This is a genomic window from Pandoraea sp. CB10b_02 (assembly GCF_002216225.1).
GTDB classification, from domain to species: domain Bacteria; phylum Pseudomonadota; class Gammaproteobacteria; order Burkholderiales; family Burkholderiaceae; genus Pandoraea; species Pandoraea nosoerga.
On the sequence record NZ_NJGW02000009.1, the window covers coordinates 117,978 to 138,751 of the forward strand.

Annotated in this window: 20 protein-coding genes; 7 read left to right on the forward strand and 13 right to left on the reverse strand. The window is 65.3% G+C overall.

The window, feature by feature from the left end; translation table 11 throughout:
• Positions 1–61: 61 nt before the first annotated feature.
• From rplI to CDN36_RS11915, 5 genes are all read right to left on the reverse strand, one after another.
• Positions 62–514, reverse strand: a complete 453-nt coding sequence (gene rplI / locus CDN36_RS11895) for a 50S ribosomal protein L9 (RefSeq protein ID WP_150555938.1) — start codon at positions 512–514, stop codon at positions 62–64.
• 27 nt (positions 515–541) lie between these two features.
• A complete protein-coding gene (rpsR, locus tag CDN36_RS11900) occupies positions 542–823 on the reverse strand; it encodes a 30S ribosomal protein S18 (protein WP_010803800.1) in 282 nt (93 codons plus the stop codon).
• Positions 824–825: 2 nt separating this feature from the next.
• The gene (gene priB, locus CDN36_RS11905) at positions 826–1,128 is read right to left on the reverse strand and encodes a primosomal replication protein N (RefSeq protein ID WP_150555939.1); all 303 of its coding nucleotides are present in this window, start codon (positions 1,126–1,128) and stop codon (positions 826–828) included.
• Positions 1,129–1,174: 46 nt separating this feature from the next.
• The gene (gene rpsF, locus CDN36_RS11910; RefSeq protein ID WP_150555940.1) at positions 1,175–1,552 is read right to left on the reverse strand and encodes a 30S ribosomal protein S6; all 378 of its coding nucleotides are present in this window, start codon (positions 1,550–1,552) and stop codon (positions 1,175–1,177) included.
• A gap of 184 nt (positions 1,553–1,736) precedes the next feature.
• Complete coding sequence (locus CDN36_RS11915) at positions 1,737–2,648, reverse strand: LysR family transcriptional regulator (protein WP_150555941.1); 912 nt, start codon at positions 2,646–2,648, stop codon at positions 1,737–1,739.
• A gap of 135 nt (positions 2,649–2,783) precedes the next feature.
• On the opposite strand from CDN36_RS11915, the gene gcl reads away from it, so the two are divergent.
• From gcl to glxR, 3 genes are all read left to right on the forward strand, one after another.
• The gene (gene gcl / locus CDN36_RS11920; RefSeq protein ID WP_150555942.1) at positions 2,784–4,550 is read left to right on the forward strand and encodes a glyoxylate carboligase; all 1,767 of its coding nucleotides are present in this window, start codon (positions 2,784–2,786) and stop codon (positions 4,548–4,550) included.
• A 188-nt stretch (positions 4,551–4,738) separates the two neighbouring features.
• Entirely contained in the window at positions 4,739–5,530 is a 792-nt protein-coding gene (gene hyi / locus CDN36_RS11925; RefSeq protein WP_287496817.1) for a hydroxypyruvate isomerase, read from the forward strand.
• A 228-nt stretch (positions 5,531–5,758) separates the two neighbouring features.
• On the forward strand, positions 5,759–6,727 hold the full coding sequence (gene glxR / locus CDN36_RS11930; RefSeq protein WP_277396696.1) for a 2-hydroxy-3-oxopropionate reductase: 969 nt from the start codon (positions 5,759–5,761) through the stop codon (positions 6,725–6,727).
• Positions 6,728–7,007: 280 nt separating this feature from the next.
• On the opposite strand, the gene CDN36_RS11935 is transcribed toward glxR, so the two are convergent.
• From CDN36_RS11935 to CDN36_RS11960, 6 genes are all read right to left on the reverse strand, one after another.
• Complete coding sequence (locus tag CDN36_RS11935; protein WP_150555945.1) at positions 7,008–8,048, reverse strand: asparaginase; 1,041 nt, start codon at positions 8,046–8,048, stop codon at positions 7,008–7,010.
• A 238-nt stretch (positions 8,049–8,286) separates the two neighbouring features.
• Positions 8,287–9,225 carry a CysB family HTH-type transcriptional regulator gene (locus CDN36_RS11940; RefSeq protein WP_039410720.1) on the reverse strand — a complete coding sequence of 313 codons (939 nt, stop codon included), beginning with the start codon at positions 9,223–9,225 and terminating at the stop codon, positions 8,287–8,289.
• 144 nt (positions 9,226–9,369) lie between these two features.
• Positions 9,370–10,446 (reverse strand): sulfate/molybdate ABC transporter ATP-binding protein, encoded by a 1,077-nt coding sequence (locus CDN36_RS11945; RefSeq protein ID WP_150555946.1) that lies wholly within the window; start codon positions 10,444–10,446, stop codon positions 9,370–9,372.
• A 49-nt stretch (positions 10,447–10,495) separates the two neighbouring features.
• Positions 10,496–11,401: a sulfate ABC transporter permease subunit CysW gene (cysW, locus tag CDN36_RS11950; protein ID WP_241013946.1), complete on the reverse strand. Its 906-nt coding sequence runs from the start codon at positions 11,399–11,401 to the stop codon at positions 10,496–10,498.
• A gap of 20 nt (positions 11,402–11,421) precedes the next feature.
• A complete protein-coding gene (cysT, locus tag CDN36_RS11955; protein WP_150555948.1) occupies positions 11,422–12,285 on the reverse strand; it encodes a sulfate ABC transporter permease subunit CysT in 864 nt (287 codons plus the stop codon).
• Between the two features lie 24 nt (positions 12,286–12,309).
• Positions 12,310–13,350, reverse strand: coding sequence for a sulfate ABC transporter substrate-binding protein (locus CDN36_RS11960; RefSeq protein ID WP_150555949.1), 1,041 nt, complete (start codon positions 13,348–13,350; stop codon positions 12,310–12,312).
• A gap of 248 nt (positions 13,351–13,598) precedes the next feature.
• On the opposite strand from CDN36_RS11960, the gene lexA reads away from it, so the two are divergent.
• Both lexA and CDN36_RS11970 read left to right on the forward strand, forming a co-directional pair.
• Positions 13,599–14,252: a transcriptional repressor LexA gene (lexA, locus tag CDN36_RS11965; RefSeq protein WP_287496818.1), complete on the forward strand. Its 654-nt coding sequence runs from the start codon at positions 13,599–13,601 to the stop codon at positions 14,250–14,252.
• Between the two features lie 233 nt (positions 14,253–14,485).
• Positions 14,486–14,914: a hypothetical protein gene (locus tag CDN36_RS11970; RefSeq protein WP_287496819.1), complete on the forward strand. Its 429-nt coding sequence runs from the start codon at positions 14,486–14,488 to the stop codon at positions 14,912–14,914.
• Between the two features lie 158 nt (positions 14,915–15,072).
• On the opposite strand, the gene CDN36_RS11975 is transcribed toward CDN36_RS11970, so the two are convergent.
• Entirely contained in the window at positions 15,073–16,185 is a 1,113-nt protein-coding gene (locus tag CDN36_RS11975) for an enoyl-CoA hydratase/isomerase family protein (RefSeq protein WP_287496820.1), read from the reverse strand.
• Between the two features lie 251 nt (positions 16,186–16,436).
• Positions 16,437–18,257, reverse strand: a complete 1,821-nt coding sequence (gene typA, locus CDN36_RS11980) for a translational GTPase TypA (RefSeq protein ID WP_150555953.1) — start codon at positions 18,255–18,257, stop codon at positions 16,437–16,439.
• A gap of 278 nt (positions 18,258–18,535) precedes the next feature.
• On the opposite strand from typA, the gene CDN36_RS11985 reads away from it, so the two are divergent.
• The gene (locus CDN36_RS11985) at positions 18,536–19,066 is read left to right on the forward strand and encodes a MarR family winged helix-turn-helix transcriptional regulator (RefSeq protein WP_150555954.1); all 531 of its coding nucleotides are present in this window, start codon (positions 18,536–18,538) and stop codon (positions 19,064–19,066) included.
• Positions 19,067–19,182: 116 nt separating this feature from the next.
• On the forward strand, positions 19,183–20,700 hold the full coding sequence (locus CDN36_RS11990; protein WP_150555955.1) for an efflux transporter outer membrane subunit: 1,518 nt from the start codon (positions 19,183–19,185) through the stop codon (positions 20,698–20,700).
• Positions 20,701–20,774: the final 74 nt, after the last annotated feature.

A 20,774-nucleotide genomic window follows, 5' to 3' on the forward strand; every position in this document is an offset into this window, starting at 1 on the left:
AAGCCGGTAGACCCGACTTCCGTCCTTTTTATTCGCGTCGGGAAGCTGACGCGGATGCGACTTAGGCGTGCTCGCCCAGCACCGACACGTTCACGTCGACGACGACGTCCGTGTGCAGGGCCACTTGGACCGGGAAGTCGCCCACGGTCTTGAGCGGACCGTTCGGCAGGCGCACCTGCATCTTCTCGATCTTGAAACCTTGGCCGTTCAGGGCTTCGGCGATGTCGTAGTTGGTGACCGAACCGAACAGACGGCCGTCGACACCGGCCTTCTGCGAGATCTGAACGGTCAGGCCAGCCAGCTTTTCGCCTTCGGCTTGCGCGGCAGCCAGCTTCTCGGCGGCAGCCTTTTCCAGCTCGGCGCGGCGAACTTCGAATTCGGCGATGGCGTCCTTGGTGGCACGGCGAGCCAGCTTGGTCGGGATCAGGTAGTTACGTGCGAAACCGTCCTTGACCTTCACGATGTCGCCCAGGTTACCCAGATTGACGACCTTTTCCAGCAGAATCACTTGCATTATCTATTCTCCTTCGTCGACCGGCGATTAAGCACCGTGCAGATCGGTGTACGGCAGCAGCGCCAGGAAACGCGCGCGCTTGATGGCCGTATCGAGCTGGCGCTGGTAGTGCGCCTTCGTGCCCGTCAGACGAGCGGGGGTGATCTTGCCGTTGTCGCCGATGAAGTCCTTCAGCGTTTCGACATCCTTGTAATCGATCTGCTCGACACCGGCAACGGTGAAGCGGCAGAACTTCTTGCGCTTGAACAGCGGGTTCTGCTGTTGACGGCGACGATCAAACTTCTTGTTTTTACCGTTAGGACGCGGCATGTTCAACAATCCTTTTCAAATTCTTGCAATGCTGTGATGTGAAACACCAGGGTGCGGCTATTGCGATGCTTCTTGGCCAGGAACCCCGCCCACTGGGCCGGTCTCCCGAGTCCCAGCGCCGTGACCTTGGCACTGATGGGACCGATCGCAACCGCCGGTATCGAGAACTCGGTCTGACGGGGTACGCCCGCCTCTTCGACTGTTCCCTCGTGCGTCAGCGTGACATCGATCACGGGAAGTCCGGCCGGGGTATAGCGCAGCGTGCCGATTTCGGCGATGCTGGCCTCGAGCCGCAAGCGATTCACGTGGTCGACGTATCCGTTGACACCCTGATGCGTTCCGGTGCGCGACTTACGAAGCAGCGGCTTCGGTGGCGGGCGTCGCGGCAGCCTTCTTGGCTTCTTCGCGGGCCACTTCCTTCATCATCGGCGACGGGGCCGTCTCGGCCTTCTTCATGCGGACCACCAGGTGGCGCAGCACGGCGTCGTTGAACTTGAAGGCGTGCTCGAGTTCGTCCAGGGTTTCCTGGTCGCACTCGATGTTCATGCACACGTAGTGAGCCTTGGCCAGCTTCTCGATCATGTAGGCCAGTTGACGGCGGCCCCAGTCTTCGACGCGGTGGATCTGGCCAGCCTTGGCCGTCACCATGCCCTTGTAGCGCTCGATCATCGCAGGCACTTGCTCGCTTTGATCGGGGTGAACGATGAATACGATTTCGTAATGACGCATGTGAGCTCCTTATGGGCAAAGCTGCCTGGGCGTCAGAACCAGTGCAGCAAGGTTGCAGAACCCGCGATTCTAGCGGATTTCATGTCGATCATCAACTCCCGCCCTATCGGTGCCAGCGTGCACGGCCGGTCGGCGGCCTTGCCCCCTCTTGTCTCCTCTTGCCCCGTGGCTTCCCGCCCGCCCCTCAGGCGTTCTCCAGCCAGTAGTTAGGGCGCGCGTAGATCTGGCGCAGCTGCTCGATGAAAAGCCGCACGCGCGCCGGCTGGAAGCGTTGCTGCGGGTACACGGCGAGGATGTCGTAGTCGGGCAGCGCGTACTCGTCGAGCACCGTTTCGAGCTCGCCGGAGAGCAGCTCGCGCTGGATTTCCCACGTTGAGCGCCACCCCAGCCCGAGCCCTTCGAGCGCCCAGCGGTGCAGCAGCTCGCCGTCGTTGCAGTCGAGATTGCCAGCTACGCGGATCGTCACGAGCTTGCCCTGACGCTTGAAGTACCAGCCGCGCTGCTGGCCGCCCTGCAGGTTGAACGCCAGGCAATTGTGCCTGGCGAGGTCTTCCAGCGTCCTGGGACGGCCGTGGCGGGCGAAGTATGCGGGCGTGCCGCACACCACGCGCCGGTTCTGGGCGAGCTTCACGGCGACGAAGTTCGGATCGACCGAGCCGCCGATGCGAATGCCCATGTCGTAGCCCTCGCGCACGATGTCGACCACACGATCGGTGAGATTGAACGAGATCTGCACGTCCGGGTGCTGGCGCAGGAAGGCGGGCGCGTGCGGCGCCACATGCTTGCGGCCGAATGCCGCCGGCGCCGACACGATCAGGTGCCCCGACACCGCGTGACGTCCCGCGCTGATCTCGTTTTCCGCCATCTCCCAGTCGCCCAGCAACTGCTTGCACCGCTCCAGGAAAGCGCCGCCCTCCTCCGAGAGCGCCAGGCGGCGCGTCGAGCGGTACATGAGCTTGATGCCGAGCCGCTTTTCGAGAGCGTCGATGCGCCGCCCGAGGATCACCGGCGACACGCCCTCCTTGAGCGCGGCGGCGGCCAGACTGCCCGCTTCCGCGACCTGCACGAAGGTTTCGATCTGCTTGTAACGGTCCATCGCGTCTCCATTCGATACTTTTTGTTCTTAAAAAAACGATCTTTTGTGATCTTATCAAACAAATCGTACCGGCTTACAGTTGGCTCCAACGTCCATATCCCAACATAGCTACCCATTACCCATTGGAGGAGTCACATGGCCAAGATGACCGCCGTAGAGGCCGCCGTCCGAGTGCTCGAGAAGGAAGGCATCACGACCGCATTCGGTGTGCCCGGCGCCGCCATCAACCCGTTCTACTCGGCCCTGCGCAAGGCGGGCAGCGTCGAGCACGTGCTCGCACGCCACGTCGAGGGCGCCTCGCACATGGCCGAAGGCTACACGCGCGCCGAGGCGGGCAACATCGGCGTTTGCATCGGCACCTCGGGCCCGGCCGGCACGGACATGATCACGGGCCTGTACTCGGCCTGGGCCGATTCGATCCCCATCCTGTGCATCACGGGTCAGGCGCCGCGCGCCCGCCTGTACAAGGAAGACTTCCAGGCCGTCGACATCGAGTCGATCGCCAAGCCGGTCACCAAGTGGGCGGTCACGGTGCGCGAGCCCGCGCTCGTGCCGCGCGTGTTCCAGCAGGCGTTTCACCTCATGCGCTCGGGCCGCCCGGGTCCGGTGCTCATCGATCTGCCGTTCGACGTGCAGGTCGCCGAGATCGACTTCGATCCGCAGACTTACGAGCCGCTGCCGGTCTACAAGCCCGCCGCCACGCGCGCCCAGATCGAGAAGGCCATCCAGATGCTGATCGCCTCGGAGCGCCCGCTCATCGTCTCGGGCGGCGGCGTGATCAATGCCGACGCGGCCGACCTGCTCGTCGAATTCGCCGAGACGGTCAACGTGCCGGTCGTGCCCACGCTCATGGGCTGGGGCACCATCGCGGACGACCATCCGCTCATGGCGGGCATGGTCGGCCTGCAGACCTCGCACCGCTTCGGCAATGCCACCATGCTCGCCTCCGACTTCGTGATGGGCATCGGCAACCGCTGGGCAAACCGCCACACCGGCAGCATCGACGTCTTCACGAAGGGCCGCAAGTTCGTGCACGTCGACATCGAGCCGACCCAGATCGGCCGCGTGTTCGGCCCGGACTACGGCATCGTCTCCGACGCCAAGGCTGCGCTCACGCTGTTCGTCGAAGTGGCCAGGGAACTCAAGGCAGCTGGCCGTCTGCCGGACCGCTCGCAATGGGTGGCCGAGTGCCAGAAGCGCAAGCGCACCATGCTGCGCCGCACGGACTTCGACCAGGTGCCGATCAAGCCGCAGCGCGTGTACCAGGAAATGAACGCGTTCTTCGGCCGTGACGTGCGCTACGTGTCGACCATCGGCCTGTCGCAGATCGCCGCCGCGCAGTTCCTGCACGTGAACAAGCCGCGTCACTGGATCAATTGCGGTCAGGCCGGCCCGCTCGGCTGGACCGTGCCCGCCGCGATCGGCGCCAAGGTCGCATCGCCCTCGTCGGACGTCGTGGCGATCTCGGGCGACTACGACTTCCAGTTCATGATCGAAGAACTGGCCGTGGCCGCGCAGTTCAAGGTGCCCTACATCCACGTCGTGGTGAACAACTCGTACCTGGGCCTGATCCGTCAAGCGCAGCGCAACTTCGACATGGACTACTGCGTGCAGCTCGCGTTCGAAAACGTGAACTCGCCGGAAGTAAACGGCTACGGCGTGGACCACGTGAAGGTCGCCGAAGGCCTCGGCGTGAAGGCAATCCGCGTATTCGAGCCGAACGACATCCAGCCCGCGTTCGCCCAGGCCCGCAAGCTGATGGCCGAGTTCTCGGTGCCGGTGATCGTGGAAGTGATTCTCGAGCGTGTGACCAACATCGCGATGGGCACGGAAATCGACAACGTCAATGAGTTCGAGGAAATCATCGACGTGGTGGAGGAAGACAACGCAGTGACCGCCTGAGCGCGGCACCCGCGAGACCGGTTTGCGGGGCGTGTGCGTCCCCTCCGGCTGCGACTAGACCCCGTGACCGGCCAAAGTTCGCGCCCCGCAATCCTTGCAAGACCCCGAGACGCTTTGCAGCACGCCGTCTCACCCTGCTTCGAAATCGTCGAAACCACCCCCTAAAAAAAGAGAGAGGAGTCAGTGCAATGCCGAAATTTGCCGCCAACCTGACCATGCTGTTCAACGAGGTGCCGTTCCTCGACCGCTTCAAGGCGGCCGCCGCAGCCGGCTTTCGCGGCGTGGAATTCCTGTTCCCATACGCGTTCCATCGCGACCAGATCGCGGACAAGCTCAACCAGTACCAGCTCGACCTCGTGCTGCACAACCTGCCGGCGGGCAACTGGGATGCCGGCGAGCGCGGCATCGCGATCTTCCCCGACCGTGTCGCCGAATTCCGCGACGGCGTTGGCGAAGCGATCACCTATGCCAAGGCACTCGGCGTGAAGCAGCTCAATTGCCTCGTGGGCAAGCAAGGTGCGGATCTGTCGACGCAGGCCGCACGCGAGACGCTCGTGGGCAACCTGCGCTTCGCCGCCGATGCGCTCAAGGCCGAAGGCATTCGCCTGCTCGTCGAGCCGATCAACACATACGACATTCCCGGCTTCTTCGTGAATCGCACGAAGCAGGCGCTGGAGATCTTCGACGAGGTCGGCTCGGACAACCTGTTCCTGCAGTACGACATCTATCACATGCAACGCATGGAAGGCGAGCTCGCCAAGACCCTCGAGACGAATCTGGCGCGCATCGCCCACGTGCAGCTCGCGGACAACCCGGGCCGCAACGAGCCGGGCACGGGCGAGATCAACTACGCCTACCTGTTCGCGTTCCTCGATCGCATCGGCTACGGCGGCTGGATCGGCTGCGAGTACAAACCCGCGACCACCACGACCGAGGGCCTGGGCTGGTTCAAGGCCGCGGGCCTGCGTGAAGCGGCCTGAATCTTAGCGGCCTGAGTCCAAGCGGCCTGGGTCTTAGCGGCCCGAGTCTCTCGGACCACGGCGGGCACAGGCCTGCGCACACGCAGGACCCGCGCGTCGCTCCCCCTAGCGACAGGCAGCAAGACATGACGGCGTGCGCGCGCAGGACGGCACGCCGGCCGACGGTGTTTCGACGAGGAGGGCCCCGCCGGCCGCATGCAGGGGGCATGCGGCCGGAGCACGGGGACGATGGCGACAGTCGTGTCGCCGCCCTGCCCGGTTCGCGACATCGCCGGCACACCCCAACATCAAACTTTGGCAACAAGGAGTCTCGAAATGGCACAACTCGGTTTCATTGGTCTGGGCATCATGGGCGCGCCGATGGCGAAGCATTTGCAAAACGCCGGCCACAAGCTGTTCCTGTATGAGCGCCGCACGCCCCCGCAGGAGCTCATCGACGGCCAGGCTACGGTCTGCACGTCGGCCAAGGAAGTCGCCAAGCGCGCCGACATCGTCTTCGTGATGGTGCCGGACACGCCGGACGTGGGCGCGGTGCTGTTCGGTCAGGACGGCCTGGCCGAGGGCCTGAGCGCAGGCAAGATCGTCGTCGACATGAGCTCGATCTCGCCGATCGAAACGAAGGAATACGCCAAGAAGATCAAGGCGCTGGGCTGCGAGTATCTGGACGCGCCGGTCTCGGGCGGTGAAGTCGGCGCGAAGGCCGCCACGCTGTCGATCATGGTCGGCGGCTCGCAGGCCGCGTTCGACGACGTCAAGCCGTTCTTCGAACTGATGGGCAAGAACATCACCCTCGTGGGCGAGAACGGTGCGGGCCAGACCTGCAAGGTCGCCAACCAGATCGTGGTGGCACTCACCATCGAAGCCGTGGGCGAAGCGCTGCTCTTCGCATCGAAGGCGGGCGCCGATCCGGCCAAGGTGCGCGAGGCGCTGATGGGCGGCTTTGCCTCGTCGCGGATTCTCGAAGTGCATGGCGAGCGCATGGTCAAGCGCAATTTCGAGCCGGGCTTCCGCATCGCACTGCACCAGAAGGATCTGAACCTCGCGCTGCAAAGCGCGAAGGCGCTGGGCGTGTCGCTGCCGAACACGGCTACCTGCCAGGAGCTGTTCAACGCTTGCGCCGCCAACGGCGGCGCCGCGTGGGATCACTCGGGCATGGTGCGCGCGCTGGAAATGCTCGCCAACCACACGGTCGCCTGAGGCCCACCGTCGGAGACGCATCACGCGGCGTTTCCCTATCGGCATGACTTGCGCGACAGGGAAACGCCGGCTCACCGGGTAGTTCGCGAGAAGACCGAGAAACGGCGGCCGCATGACCGGCAAAGCCGTCGGCACGGGAGTTGAGAGGACCGGAAGACGGCCAGGACGGCCTGCCCGAGAACGGGCGGCGCGCTGCCGATCGTGACGGCGCCAGTCGAATGACTCGCGCCGTATTTTTTTGCCCCCCGCCAGAACGCGGCGGCCAAAGACGACGGTCGTCTCAGTATTCGTCGAAAAGGCTCTGCATGCGCTCGCGCGGCACGCCGGCCTGAAGCGCGAGCATCAGCAATACGCGCGCCTTGAACGGATGCAGGTTGCCTGCGCTTACGAAACCGTACTGATCGTCGGGCGCCGCGCCGTTGTGCATGACGTGACCGCTGCCCACGCGCGAGGCGCGCACCACGGTCACGCCGCGCTGCACCGCCTCGGCGAGCGCCTGCTGCAGCTGCGAGTGCAGCGAGCCGTTGCCCGTGCCCGCCACCACGATACCCTGTACGCCCGCCTCGACGAGGGCGTCGACGGCGATGCGCGAGACGCCCGCATAGCTCGACACCACCTCCACGGCAGGCAGCTCGCCCGACAGGCCGACGAACTCGCTCTCGACCGTGTGGTACTGCATGGCCGCGCGCTGGAACGCCACGCGCTCGTCCTGCACCCACCCCAGCACGCCGATCTCGGGCGAGTGAAACGCGTCGACCTTGTAGGTGCTCGTCTTGACGACGTCGCGCGCACAGTGGATCTGGTTGTTGATGGCCACCATCACGCCGCGTCCGACCGAAATCGGATCGGTCGCCACGCGCACCGCATTGAGCAGGTTGAGCGGGCCGTCGGCAGACAGCGCCGTTGCCGGGCGCATCGCCGCCGTGAACACCACGGGCTTGCGGCTGTTGACGGTCAGATGCAGGTAGTAGGCCGTCTCTTCGAGCGTGTCGGTGCCATGCGTGATGACCGCGCCCGCCACATCGGGCTGCGCCAGCAAGGCATTGACGCGCGCGGCCAGCTTTTGCCAGAGCGCCACGCTCATGTCCTTGCTGTCGATCTGCGCGACCTGTTCCGCATGGATGTGCGCAATGCTGCCCAGCGCGGGCACCGCCGCGAGCAGATCCTGGATGCCGAGCGCGCCGGCCTGATAGCCAGCCGTGCGGGTGGCGTCGGCCGCGCTTCCCGCAATCGTGCCGCCCGTGGCGAGCAGCGCAATGCGCGGCAGATCGCCTGCCGGCACGGCGTAGTGAGGCGTCGGATGGAAAGTGGTCAAGGTCATGCCAGCGATTGTATCCAATACTGCCGCGCTTCCCAATCGCCGAAAAAAGCCGCTAGAAAATGCCGCTGAAACAAGCGATTGCGCCGGGCGGCGAAACCGCCGCCGGCGTCATGACGATGTCGTGTCCGGCACTGCCGGCGCAGCCCGGGCATGGCCGTGAGCTCGCGCAAGTCGGCACGCGAACTTGATGCAGCGAATTCGGGCAGCGAATTCGGGCAGCGAACTCGGGCAGCGAAGTTCAGGCTGCAAATTCGAGCGCTTCGCGAAGCTGCGTCGAGATGTCCTGTTCCTTGAGCGCCGGAGCGAGCATCTCGATGAAGCGATATGCGTAGGAGCGCAGGAACGCCCCGCGGCGCAACCCGATGCGCGTGGTGCTCGGCTCGAAGGCGTTGTCCAGCTCGAGCACGGCCAGATCCTGGTCCTTGCGCGGATCGACCGCCATTGCGGCCACGATTCCCACGCCGAGTCCCAGCTCGACGTATGTCTTGATGACGTCCGTATCGAGGGCGGTGAGCACGATGTCGGGCACGAGCCCCTGATCCTGGAACGCCTTGTCGACGTGCGAGCGGCCCGTGAAGTCGCCGTCATACGTGATGATCGGGTATTCGGCGATGTCGGCGAGCGTCACGTTCTCGCGTCCGACGAGCGGATGCTCCTTCGGTACCACGGCCACGTGGTGCCACGAATAGCACGGGAAGGTCACGATGTCGGGGAAGCGGTCGAGCGCCTCGGTCGTGATGCCGATGTCGGCCTCGCCGTCGATGACCATCTGCGCGATCTGGCGCGGGCTGCCCTGGCGCAGCGCGAGATGCACCTTCGGGTACACGCTCGTGAACTGCTTGATGACCTGCGGCAGCGCGTAGCGTGCTTGCGTGTGGGTGGTGGCGACCACCAGATGACCGCTGTCCTGATCGGCGAACTGGCGCGCGACGCGACGCAGGTTCTCGGCGTCGAGCAGCATGCGCTCGATGAGCTGCAGCACGGCCTTGCCCGGCTCCGTGAGGCCCGTAAGGCGCTTGCCGCGACGCACGAACACGTCCACGCCGAGTTCGTCCTCGAGGTCTTTGATCTGCTTGCTCACGCCCGACTGCGAGGTGTAGAGCGCGCTGGCAGCCTCGGTGAGGTTCAGGTTCTGCCGGACTGCTTCGCGCACGTAGCGCAATTGCTGGAAATTCATGATGTGACTCCGCCCTATGGCTTGTCTGTCCGTGTTGACTGTTTTGGTTATGAACGGCTTGTCCTGCCCGGGCGCGCCGGCGTCCGACCGGCGTTGGCCCGTGCCGGCCCTTGCGCCTATGCACCCTTATGCCTGCGCCGCCCCTTATGCCTGCGCCGCAAATACGCGCAGCTGACGCGGCACGGCGCGCAGCGTCGCTCCGGCGTCCGCCTTCAACGCCTGCCAGCCCGAGCGCGTGAGCTCCGCTTCCCATACCGCGTTGCCGGGTGCGGCAAGCTCCACTCGCACGGTGCCGCCGAGCGGGATCGCGCGACGCACGGCCACGTCGACGCCCGGGCCGCCGTCGTGCGCGGGCAGCAGCGCGAGATCGTGCGGCCGCACGTAGGCGATCGCGCGGCCGTCCTGCGGCAGCGCGGGCAGGTCCTCGCGCGGCACCGTCACACGATACGCGCCGGCGTCCGCGATGAAATCGTGCGTGCGCAGCTCGCCCGGGAGCCGGTTGGCCGCTCCGAGGAACTCGTACACGAAGGCGCTCTGCGGCGTGTCGTACACGTCCTGCGGCGCGCCGATCTGCTCGACCTTGCCGCGATTCATCAGCACGATGCGGTCGGCGACTTCCAGCGCCTCTTCCTGGTCGTGCGTGACGAAGATCGTGGTGATGTGCAGCTCGTCGTGCAGCCGGCGCAGCCAGCTGCGCAGCTCCTTGCGCACTTTCGCATCGAGCGCGCCGAACGGCTCGTCGAGCAACAGCACCTTCGGCTCGACGGCCAGGGCCCGCGCCAGCGCGATACGCTGGCGCTGTCCGCCCGAAAGCTCGGCCGGATAGTGGTCGGCGAGCCAGTCGAGCTGCACCAGCCCCAGAAGTTCATGCACCTTGGCGCGAATCTGCGCGTCCGAGAGACGTTCTCGGCGCGACTTCACACGCAGGCCGAACGCCACGTTCTCGAATACCGTCATGTGGCGAAACAGCGCGTAATGCTGAAATACGAAGCCGACCTGCCGCTCGCGTGTGCCAACCGAGGCGACGTCTTCGCCATTGAGGACCACGCGCCCGGCGTCCGCGAACTCCAGCCCGGCGACGATGCGCAACAGCGTGGTCTTGCCGCAGCCGGACGGCCCGAGCAGCGCCACGAGCTCGCCCGTGGGGAATTCGAGACTGACGTCGTCGAGCGCCGCGAAATCGCCGAAACGTTTCGAAACCTGTTGTACCTGGATACTCATTCGTCTTGCTCCTCGATGCGTTGCCGCGTTGCCGTGCTGCCGCGGCGGCTCAGGCCTGAACGGCGTCTTCGCGCCGCGCGGCCTTGTCCAGCGCCAGCTTGCGCTCGGCCCACAGCTTGAGCGCGAGCGTGGCGAGCGCGAGCAGCGCGAGAATCGATGCCGCCGCGAACGCGCCCACCGTGTGGTAGTCGTTGTATTCGATCTCCACATGCAGCGGCAGCGTGTTGGTTTCGCCGCGAATGTGGCCGGAGACGACCGACACCGCGCCAAACTCGCCCATTGCCCGGGCGTTGCACAGAATCACGCCGTACAGCAGCCCCCATTTGATCTTCGGCAGCGTCACGCGCGTGAACACCTGCCAGCCGCTCGCGCCGAGCACGCGCGCGGCCTCTTCTTCCTCGCTGCCCTGCGCCTGCATGAGCGGAATCAGCTCGCGCGCCACGAACGGGAAGGTGACGAACACCGTCGCGAGCACAAGCCCCGGCAACGCGAACACGATCTTCAGGTTGTTGGCGTCGAGCCAGGCCCATAGCGGCCCCTGACGACCGAAGAGCAGCAGGAACGTCATGCCCGCAATGACCGGCGAGACCGAAAACGGCAGATCGATGAGTGTGGTGAGAAAGCTCTTGCCACGAAATTCGAAGCGCGCAATCGCCCACGACGCCGCCACGCCGAACACCAGATTGAGCGGCACCGCAATGAACGCGATCACGAGCGTGAGACGAATGGCCGAGAGCGCGTCCTCGTTGGTCAGCCCTTCCCAGTACGCGGCAAAGCCCTTGCCGAGCGCGGTGACGAACACCGACACGAGCGGCAGCACCAGGAACAGCGCGAAGAACAGCAGCGCCACACCGATGAGCACGGCCTTGACCGGCGCGGGCTCGTCGGTCGGGTCGGCGCGGCGTGCGGCGCTCGAGTGCGGCAAGGCGGGCGACAGTGCGAGTGAATCGGACATGATGGAAGCGTTCCCTGAAATCACACGCCGGCGGCGCGCCGACCCGAATGGCGGTTCTGCAGCCACCATTGCAGGGTATTGATGAGGAGCAGCAACACGAAGGAGATGCCCAGCATTACCACGGCCAGCGCCGCGGCGCCCGCGTAATCGAACTGCTCGAGCTTGGTCACGATGAGCAGCGAGGTGATTTCCGAGACCATCGGGATGTTGCCTGCGATGAAGATGACCGAACCGTATTCGCCGACGGCGCGCGCGAAGGCCAGCGCGAAGCCTGTCAGCAGCGCGGGCAGCACGGCCGGCAGGATGACGTGGCGCACCGTCTGCCAGCGCGATGCGCCCAGGCACGCCGCCGCCTCCTCCTGCTCGCGTTCGAACTCTTCGAGCACGGGCTGGAGCGTGCGCACGACGAACGGCAGACCGATGAAGGTCAGCGCCACGAAGATGCCCAGCGGCGTGAAGGCGATCTTGATGCCGAGCGGCTCGAACCAGCGGCCGATCCAGCCGTTCGGCGCGTAGACGGCCGCCAGCACGATGCCGGCCACGGAGGTAGGCAGCGCGAACGGCAGGTCGATGAGCGCGTCGACGAACCGCTTGCCCGGGAACGTGTAGCGCACCAGCACCCACGCCAGGATGAAGCCGAACACGGCGTTGAGCATGGCCGCCGCGAGCGAGATGCCGAACGTGAGGCGATACGACGCGAGCACGCGCGGCGAACCCACCGCGGCGACGAAGCTCGCCCAGTCGAGCGAGCTCGCCTTGATGAAGACCATGAGCAACGGCACCAGCACCACCAGGCTCAGGTACGCGACGGTGTAGCCCATCGTCAGGCCGAAGCCGGGCAAGGCACTCGGCTTGCGCCAGAGAGGAAACAGTGCGGTACTCATGCGAGGGTCTCCTTCGTCGCGCCGTTATTTCTTGGTGTAGATCTGGTCGAAGATGCCGCCGTCGGCGAAGTGCTTCGCCTGCGTCTTCGTCCAGCCGCCCAGGTCGGCGTCGACCGTGTAGAGCTTGAGCTTCGGATATTGCGCCTCATACTTCTTCGCGATTTCCGGCGAACGCGGACGATAGAAGTGCTTCGCGGCGATCTCCTGCCCTTGCGGCGAGTACAGCCATTGCAGATAGGCCTCGGCCACCTTGCGCGTGCCGTGCTTGTCGACGTTCTTGTCGACCACGGCGACCGGCGGCTCCGTCAGGATCGACGAGGACGGCACGACGATGTCGAACTTGTCCGGACCGAGATCCTTTACCGAGAGCAGCGCTTCGTTTTCCCAGGCGATCAGCACGTCGCCAATGCCGCGCTCGACGAACGTGGTCGTCGCGCCGCGCGCGCCCGAGTCGAGCACGCCGACATTCTTGTACAGCGCCTTGACGAACTCCTGCGCCTTCTGCTCATTGCCGCCCGGCTGCTTGAGCGCGTACAGCCATGCGGCGAGATAGTTCCAGCGCGCGCCGGCCGAAGTCTTCGGGTTCGGCGTGACGACGCTGATGCCCGGCTTGACGAGATCGCCCCAATCCTTGATCTGCTTCGGGTTGCCCTTGCGCACGAGCAGGACGATCGTCGACGTGTACGGCGTGGCATTGTCCGGCAGGCGCTTTTGCCAGTCCTTGCTCACGAGGCCGGCCTGCGCCAGTTCGTCGATGTCGGCCGAAATGCCGAGTGTGACCACGTCGGCAGGCGCGCCATCGAGCACGGTGCGGGCCTGCTTGCCCGAGCCGCCGTGCGAGGCCTTCACGTTCACCGTATCGCCCGCGACCTGCCTGTAATGCGCTTCGAAGGCCTTGTTGTAGTCGGCGTACAGCTCGCGCGTCGGGTCGTAGGACACGTTGAGCAGCGACACGCTCGCGGCGTGCGCCTGAATGGCAATGCCCGCGGCCAGCGCCACCGCACCCAGTTTCCCGAACGCCCTCACCAGCTGCTTAGCTTTCGATCCCCGTGCTGCTTTGCTCATGACTTGCACTCCTCGTTTGCTTACGTGTGGTAGGAGGCCAGTCTATGGGGGGCACTAAATAATTAAAAATAATTATTTTTCTTTTGTTTATGCCGGAATAAGGATTAGCGATTTCCTGCTGACGGCACGCCCGCGCCCGAGACCGCGGCATTCGCGCAAGCACTTCATGCAGTACATGAAGTTTTCACTTGCCTTTTTGCAAACACTGTACAAAAATACAGCCACCTGTGCTTCCATACAGTGACGCCATGATCAAACTTACCGCCCGTCAACAGCAGGTCTATGAATTGGTCCGACAAGCGATCGAGCGCACCGGCTTTCCTCCCACGCGCGCCGAGATTGCGGCCGAACTCGGCTTCTCTTCGGCGAACGCCGCAGAGGAGCATCTGCGGGCACTGGCGCGAAAGGGTGTGATCGAGCTGGCGGCGGGTCAGTCGCGCGGCATCCGCCTCAAGCGCCTGGACGAAGCGGGTGGCTCGCACCAGTTCACGTTGCCGCACATGGGCCTCATGCAGTTGTCGCTGCCGCTCGTCGGGCGCGTGGCCGCAGGCAGCCCGATCCTGGCGCAGGAGCACATCGAACGCAATTTCCAGTGCGATCCAAACCTGTTCGCCCGGCAGCCGGACTACCTGCTGAAGGTGCGCGGGATGTCGATGCGCGACGCCGGCATTCTCGACGGCGATCTGCTTGCCGTGCAGAAGGCGGCAGACGCCCGCGAAGGCCAGATCGTCGTTGCGCGCATCGGCGACGACGTGACCGTCAAGCGATTCCACCGCATCAAGGGCGGGGTCGAGCTCATCGCCGAGAACCCCGATTTCGAGAATATCCGCGTCGATGAAGGAAGCGGCGACTTCGCCCTGGAGGGAATTGCGGTCGGCCTGATCCGCAATAACGACCTCTGACGCGATATCCAGGCACCCCTTGATGCGGCATTCAAGCGGCATCCAAGGCGGTCGCTAAGCGTCTGTCCGGGCGCGCCGCGGCAAGCGGTACGCCCCGCTCCCTGAAGATTGGCATTTCCGTTTGCGCCGGGCTGGGTCCGGCGCCCGTGCCCTGCTGCGCCCGCAATTTGTGATTTGTGAAGCGATGCAACCGGACACGCCCCTCCGACCCACATTGAAAGAAGGATCGCATCATGGCTCGACTCTTTGGTTTGCTGCGCGCGTCGCTGGGTGAAGCGCGCGTTCGAGTGTCGTCGCAGGCACGGCTGTCCGCGGTGTATGGCCTCTCGGCGCTGTCCGGCCCGTTTGCTGCCGCACCGGCCATGGCCCGCTCATATACCGTGCCGGCCCGCACGCGCAACGCCGCGCTCTCGCGCACGCTGACGTCCGCCGTCGCGGCCACCGCGCGGCGCGCGTGCCCGGCCGGCAAGGCGGCCAAGGCCTCCCGCGACGTCCGCGGCCGAGAAGCGCCAACTTGCCGGCAAGTTCATGAGAAAGACGCCGGCTACGGCGTGCGGGTGTATCGCGACGTGTCGCATATCGTGATGGTGGGCAGCATCGCCGGCGTGTGCCGCAAGCTCGATCAGGCGGTCGGCGAGCAGTTCTGCCAGGCCGCCGTGTAACGCGCGAGCGGCACAGCTATGCGGCGCCACGCCGGCGGCTGGCCGCTTGCGACACAAGCCGCCGTGGCAACCATCGAGGCCTGGCGGGCGGCGCCGCCGGCACAACCCAACCCCGGCGGCTGCCGCGCCCGGTTGGCGACGGGCAGCCACCGCCCCGCTCACAGCCCCAGATCGCGCAAGGGGTTATCCGCACCGCGACGTTCTCCGTCGAAGAAGCGCGCCACGTCGGCGCGCGTCACGGCCTCGATGCTTGCGTGCTGCCAACGCGGCTTGTGGTCCTTGTCGACGACGAGAGCACGAATCCCTTCCACGCCTTCGGCGCCCATGCGGCCGTCGAGATTGAAGACGCTGCGCATCATCAGCCACTCCTCGCGCAACTCGTCGGCCAGCGACAGCTTGCGGGCACGGCGCACCTGTTCCAGCGTGACGCACACCATCAGCGGCGAGCGCTTGGCGCGCAGCAACTCCTCCGTCTCCTGCGCCCAGCCCGAGTATTCGCAACGGGCTTCGTGTTTGAGCGAGCGAAGGACGGCGGGCATGTCGGGCTGCCCGAAATGGTGGTCGATGGCGTCGCGCAACGGCGCGAGCTTGCCCGGCGCCAGACCGGCCGGAGGCAGGCTCTCGCGGGCAAAGTCGCGGGCGGCGTCGAGCACGGCCTGCGCATCTTGCCACTGACCGTTTGCCAGCAATTCGCACAGTGCGGGCAACGAGGCGCGCGGCAGCACCACGTCGGCCAGGCCGATCTCGCACGCGTCGACTGCACCGAACACGATGCCCGTCGTGCCGAGATACTCGCCGAGATGGCCTGCGAGGTTCGCGAGGAAATAGCCGCCGCCGACGTCCGGGAACAGGCCGATGGCGGTCTCCGGCATGGCCATGCGCGTCGCTTCGGTCACGATGCGCAGCGCCGCTGCCTGCGAGATGCCCATGCCGCCCCCCATCACCACACCGTCCATCAACGCGATGTAGGGCTTCGGGTAAGTGGCGATGGCGTAGTTCAGCCGGTACTCATCGGTAAAGAAATCCATGATGTCGGTGCGTCCCGCGCCGACGGCCTCATGGAAATAGCGAATGTCGCCGCCGGCGCACAGTCCCTTCTCGCCCTCGCCTTGCAACACCACGCCGAGGACGGCGCAATCGTCGCGCCAGCGGTCCAGTGCAGCGGCGATCGCGCGAATCATGTCGTGTGACAACGCGTTGAGGGCCTTGGGACGCGTGAGCGTGATGAACCCAATGCGACCACGGATTTCGGTGCGGACAAATTCGGTCATGGCAGGCGAGTGTTTCAGAATCGTCAATGGAACGAACGCCGTCGTGCGCGGCCACGGACCGCACGGGCAACGGCGCCCTCGGGGGCTATCAACGGCCCGCGGCGCTCACGGCACCGCACGCCCGACAGGACACATCACGGGCGATGGGCCAATAAAAAAGCCGGCGCAAGGCACCGGCTTTCTTCCAACCAACGGACGTTGCAGGCGCGCAGCGAACGGACGTCTGCCACGCGCTGTCGCCATCGCCGGGCTTACTTCTCTTCGCGTGCGGCGCGCTTGCGCTCGTGCTCCTTCAGGAAGCGCTTGCGCAGACGAATCGTTTGCGGGGTGACTTCGACAAGTTCGTCGTCGTCGATGAATTCCACGGCATATTCGAGGCTCAGCGCGATCGGCGGCACCAGACGCACGGCTTCGTCGGTGCCCGACGCGCGCACGTTCGTGAGCTGCTTGCCCTTGATCGGGTTGACCACGAGGTCGTTGTCGCGGCTGTGGATGCCGATGATCATGCCTTCGTACAGCGCGTCGCCCGGCGAGACGAACATGCGGCCGCGATCCTGCAGCTTCCACAGGGCGTAGGCCACGGCGGCGCCGTCGTCCTGCGAGATCAGCACGCCGTTGCGGCGCTCGCCCAGCGAACCGTCCTTGAGCGGCGCGTATGCGTCGAAGATGTGGCTCATCAGGCCCGTGCCGCGCGTCATCGACAGGAAGTCGCCCTGGAACCCGATCAGGCCACGCGCCGGAATGCGGTACTCCAGACGCGTGCGACCGCGGCCGTCCGAGACCATGTCGAGCATTTCGCCCTTGCGGCGGCCGATTTCTTCCATGACGGCGCCCTGATGATCGTCTTCCAGGTCGATGGTGAGCAGCTCGTAGGGCTCGTGCTTCACGCCGTCGATTTCCTTGAGCACCACACGCGGACGCGACACGGCCAACTCGTAGCCTTCGCGACGCATGTTCTCGATGAGAATCGTCAGGTGCAGTTCGCCTCGGCCCGACACTTCGAAGACGGAGTCCTCGGCCGTGTCTTTCACGCGCAGCGCCACGTTGTGGTTGAGTTCCTTGTGCAGACGATCGCGGATCTGGCGGCTCGTCACGAACTTGCCCTCACGGCCGGCCAGCGGCGACGTATTCACGCAGAAGTTCATCGTGAGCGTCGGCTCGTCGACGGTCAGCAGCGGCAGCGCTTCCGGCGTGTCCACGTCGCAGATCGTCGCGCCGATGCCCACGTCCTCGATACCGTTGATCAGCACGATGTCGCCAGCTTCCGCGCCATCCGACATCACGCGCTCCAGGCCCTTGAACGTCAGCACCTGGTTGATCTTGCGCTTGAGCACTTCGCCTTCCGGACCGAAGCGCATGGCGACTTGTTGGCCCGGCTTGATGCGACCGCGCGTGATGCGGCCGATACCGATACGTCCCACGAACGTCGAGTAGTCGAGCGAGCTGATCTGCAACTGAAGCGGCGCGTCCACGTCGGCCTCGCGCACGGGCACGTGCTTGAGAATCGCGTCGAACAGCGGGCGCATGTCGCCCTCGCGCACGTCGGCGTCGAGGCTGGCGAAGCCGTTGAGCGCCGAGGCGTAGACCACCGGGAAGTCGAGCTGCTCGTCGGTCGCGCCGAGCTTGTCCATCAGGTCGAACGTCTGGTTGATCACCCAGTCCGGACGTGCGCCGGGACGGTCGATCTTGTTGACCACCACGATCGGCTTGAGGCCGAGACCCAGCGCCTTGCGGGTCACGAAGCGGGTCTGCGGCATCGGGCCTTCGACGGCATCGACCAGCAGCAGCACGCTGTCGACCATGGAGAGCACGCGCTCGACTTCACCGCCGAAGTCCGCGTGGCCCGGGGTGTCGACGATGTTGATGTGCGTGCCTTCGTATTCGACGGCGCAGTTCTTGGCGAGGATCGTGATGCCGCGCTCTTTTTCGATGTCGTTCGAGTCCATCACGCGTTCAGCGATCTGCTGGTTTTCGCGGAAGGTGCCGGACTGGCGCAGCAACTGGTCGACGAGCGTGGTTTTGCCGTGGTCGACGTGCGCGATGATGGCGATATTACGGAGAGCGCGGGTCATGAAAGAGGTGCTCGAAAAGCCTTTGGAGAATCCGCGATTCTATCACTTGCGCATGTCTCACGTCATGGCTTTTCTGCGATGCAACAACGACTTGCGCGGCCATGCCGCCGACTTTGCGCAAACGTCGCTCCCTTGCCCCGCCCTCCCACCGCACCTTCCACTAGAGCGATCCGTCTACATTTCGTTGAAATATTTGCCTAGTCAACTATTGCATCATCTTGCATTTTATTAAGTGGACGCTATAATCGTGACAAGTCAATTATTGCATCAGCACGAAAATGTCAGAGCCGTCCGTTTCCCTTTCCGCCTCCTCGACGCCGCCGCCGGGGGCCGCCGGCAATGCCGGTGCGGCCAGCGCCGCCGCCGAGGCGCCGCGTAACGCCTACGACATCGACGATTCGCTGGGCTATCTCGTCGCTCGGGTGCGCCAGTTGATCATGGCCGAGCTCACGAAGGAGACCTCGCAGTACGGCCTGACCAGCACGCAAGCGACCATGCTCTACAAGGTCGCGACCGGCAAAAGCAAGACGGCGGCGGATCTGGCGCGCGATTACTGTATCGATGCGAGCGCCGTCACGCGTCTGCTCGACCGGCTCGAGGCGCACGGCCTGCTGGTGCGCGAGCGCAGCAAGACGGATCGCCGCACGGTGGAGCTCGGCGCCACCGAAGCGGGCTACGCCATGGCCGACCGCATGCCGGACATCTTCGTGCGCGCCGCCGATCACCTGTTGCGCGGCTTCACCCCCGAGGAAGTGGGTTTTCTCAAGAGCCTCCTGCGGCGCGTGATCGTCAACGGCGAGAGCGGATAAGCGATCTCGACCCGTCACTCCAAGAAAAAGCATGCCGGGTCCACTATTTCACGAACCCGGCATCGCCCGATTCCTGTTTATTGTCAGTAGAAGACTTCACTCGTAAAGGTTTTGCGATGAAAGCGGCCTCACCGTTCCTCCCGCGTCAGCGGGTCCGCTCAGCGATCTCCGCCCTGTGTCTGGCGGCCGTGACGCTGGGCTTCGCCGGCTGTGCGAATTTCGCCGGCATTCACAGCGACAAGCAGATCAGCACGCCGGATCAGTATCAGACCCAGCGCAGCCTTCCCTCGGAAGGCGGCCAGTGGCCAGGCACCGACTGGGCCCGGCGTTTCGGCGATCCGCAGCTCGTCTCGCTGATCGACGAAGCCCTCGCGGGCAACCCCGACCTGGCCATGGCCGCCGCGCGACTGAAGTCGGCGCAGGCCCAGGCCGAAGGCGCCGCCGCGGCGCTGCTGCCGTCGGTCAGCTTCTCGGGCGACGTCTACCGTCAGAAATTCACCGAGAACACGATCTATCCGCCGGGCTACGGCGGCAACTGGTTCACGCAGGGCGACCTGACCGCCGCGCTGTCGTGGGAGCTCGACCTGTGGGGCAAGAACCGCGCGGCGCGCGCGCAGGCCATCTCGGCCGAGCGCGCCGAGCAAGCCGAAGACCAGGAAGTGAGGCTCGCCCTCGCCACGGCCGTCGCCCGCACCTACAACCAGCTCGCGCAGCAATATGCGTTGCATGACGTGCTCGAGCGCACGGCCCGACAGCGTCAGAGCCTCGGCAAGCTGACGGCCGATCGCGTGCGCGCCGGACTCGACACGCAAGTCGAACAGAAACAGGCCGACAGCAACACCGCCGATATCGCCACGCAGCTCGCCCAGCTCGACGGCCAGATCCTGCTCACCCGCCACCAGCTCGGCGTATTGCTCGGCAAGGGGCCGGACCGCGGCCTGGAAATCGAGCGCCCGAAGCTCGCCGAATTGCCCACGCCGGCGCTGCCCGACAACCTGCCGCTCGCCCTGCTCGGCCGGCGTCCCGACATCGTCACGGCGCGCTGGAGCGTCGAGGCGCAGCTCAAGGGCGTCGACGTCGCGAAGGCGCGTTTCTACCCGGACGTGAACCTCAACGCGGCATTCGGCTATTCGACCTTCGGGCTCGGCAAGCTGATCGACCCGAGCAGCCAGAACATCCAGTTCGGCCCGGTCATCTCGCTGCCGATCTTCGACGGCGGACGCCTGCGCGCCAACCTCAAGGGCCAGTACGCCGCCTACGAAAGCGCGGTGGCGAACTACGACTCCACGCTCAACAAGGCGCTGGGCGACATCGCCGATCGCATGTCGTCGATCCGCTCTGCCGACAAGCAGATGGTGTCGCAGCGCGTGGCGCAGGACGCCGCGCAACGCGCCTACGAGCTGGCTGTCGACCGTTACAAGGCGGGTCTCGCGCCGCAGTTGACCGTGCTTGCCGCCGAATCGTCGCTGCTGGCGCAGGAACAGGCGCGCGTGAATATCGAGAGCGCTCGCCGCGATCAGCAGATCGGTCTGATCAAGGCGCTGGGCGGCGGCTTCGACGCCCAGGCTGCCGGCCTCGTCGTGGGGCAGGAGCGCCCCGCCCAGGCCGAGGGCGACGCCGCGCAGACGCACTGAGCGCGGCCCGGACCGACTCGCAAGACACGAAAGATACGAAAGACAGACAAGACAACGTCAAAGCACATTGAGAG

Bases quoted from the DNA above. Each gene is read 5' to 3' on its own strand.
- rplI (WP_150555938.1), bottom strand. From the start codon at position 514: ATGCAAGTGATTCTGCTGGAAAAGGTCGTCAATCTGGGTAACCTGGGC.
- rpsR (WP_010803800.1), bottom strand. From the start codon at position 823: ATGCCGCGTCCTAACGGTAAAAACAAGAAGTTTGATCGTCGCCGTCAA.
- rpsF (WP_150555940.1), bottom strand. From the start codon at position 1,552: ATGCGTCATTACGAAATCGTATTCATCGTTCACCCCGATCAAAGCGAG.
- CDN36_RS11915 (WP_150555941.1), bottom strand. From the start codon at position 2,648: ATGGACCGTTACAAGCAGATCGAAACCTTCGTGCAGGTCGCGGAAGCG.
- gcl (WP_150555942.1), top strand. From the start codon at position 2,784: ATGGCCAAGATGACCGCCGTAGAGGCCGCCGTCCGAGTGCTCGAGAAG.
- hyi (WP_287496817.1), top strand. From the start codon at position 4,739: ATGCCGAAATTTGCCGCCAACCTGACCATGCTGTTCAACGAGGTGCCG.
- glxR (WP_277396696.1), top strand. From the start codon at position 5,759: ATGGCGACAGTCGTGTCGCCGCCCTGCCCGGTTCGCGACATCGCCGGC.
- CDN36_RS11935 (WP_150555945.1), bottom strand. From the start codon at position 8,048: ATGACCTTGACCACTTTCCATCCGACGCCTCACTACGCCGTGCCGGCA.
- CDN36_RS11940 (WP_039410720.1), bottom strand. From the start codon at position 9,225: ATGAATTTCCAGCAATTGCGCTACGTGCGCGAAGCAGTCCGGCAGAAC.
- CDN36_RS11945 (WP_150555946.1), bottom strand. From the start codon at position 10,446: ATGAGTATCCAGGTACAACAGGTTTCGAAACGTTTCGGCGATTTCGCG.
- cysW (WP_241013946.1), bottom strand. From the start codon at position 11,401: ATGTCCGATTCACTCGCACTGTCGCCCGCCTTGCCGCACTCGAGCGCC.
- cysT (WP_150555948.1), bottom strand. From the start codon at position 12,285: ATGAGTACCGCACTGTTTCCTCTCTGGCGCAAGCCGAGTGCCTTGCCC.
- CDN36_RS11960 (WP_150555949.1), bottom strand. From the start codon at position 13,350: ATGAGCAAAGCAGCACGGGGATCGAAAGCTAAGCAGCTGGTGAGGGCG.
- lexA (WP_287496818.1), top strand. From the start codon at position 13,599: ATGATCAAACTTACCGCCCGTCAACAGCAGGTCTATGAATTGGTCCGA.
- CDN36_RS11970 (WP_287496819.1), top strand. From the start codon at position 14,486: ATGGCTCGACTCTTTGGTTTGCTGCGCGCGTCGCTGGGTGAAGCGCGC.
- CDN36_RS11975 (WP_287496820.1), bottom strand. From the start codon at position 16,185: ATGACCGAATTTGTCCGCACCGAAATCCGTGGTCGCATTGGGTTCATC.
- typA (WP_150555953.1), bottom strand. From the start codon at position 18,257: ATGACCCGCGCTCTCCGTAATATCGCCATCATCGCGCACGTCGACCAC.
- CDN36_RS11985 (WP_150555954.1), top strand. From the start codon at position 18,536: ATGTCAGAGCCGTCCGTTTCCCTTTCCGCCTCCTCGACGCCGCCGCCG.
- CDN36_RS11990 (WP_150555955.1), top strand. From the start codon at position 19,183: ATGAAAGCGGCCTCACCGTTCCTCCCGCGTCAGCGGGTCCGCTCAGCG.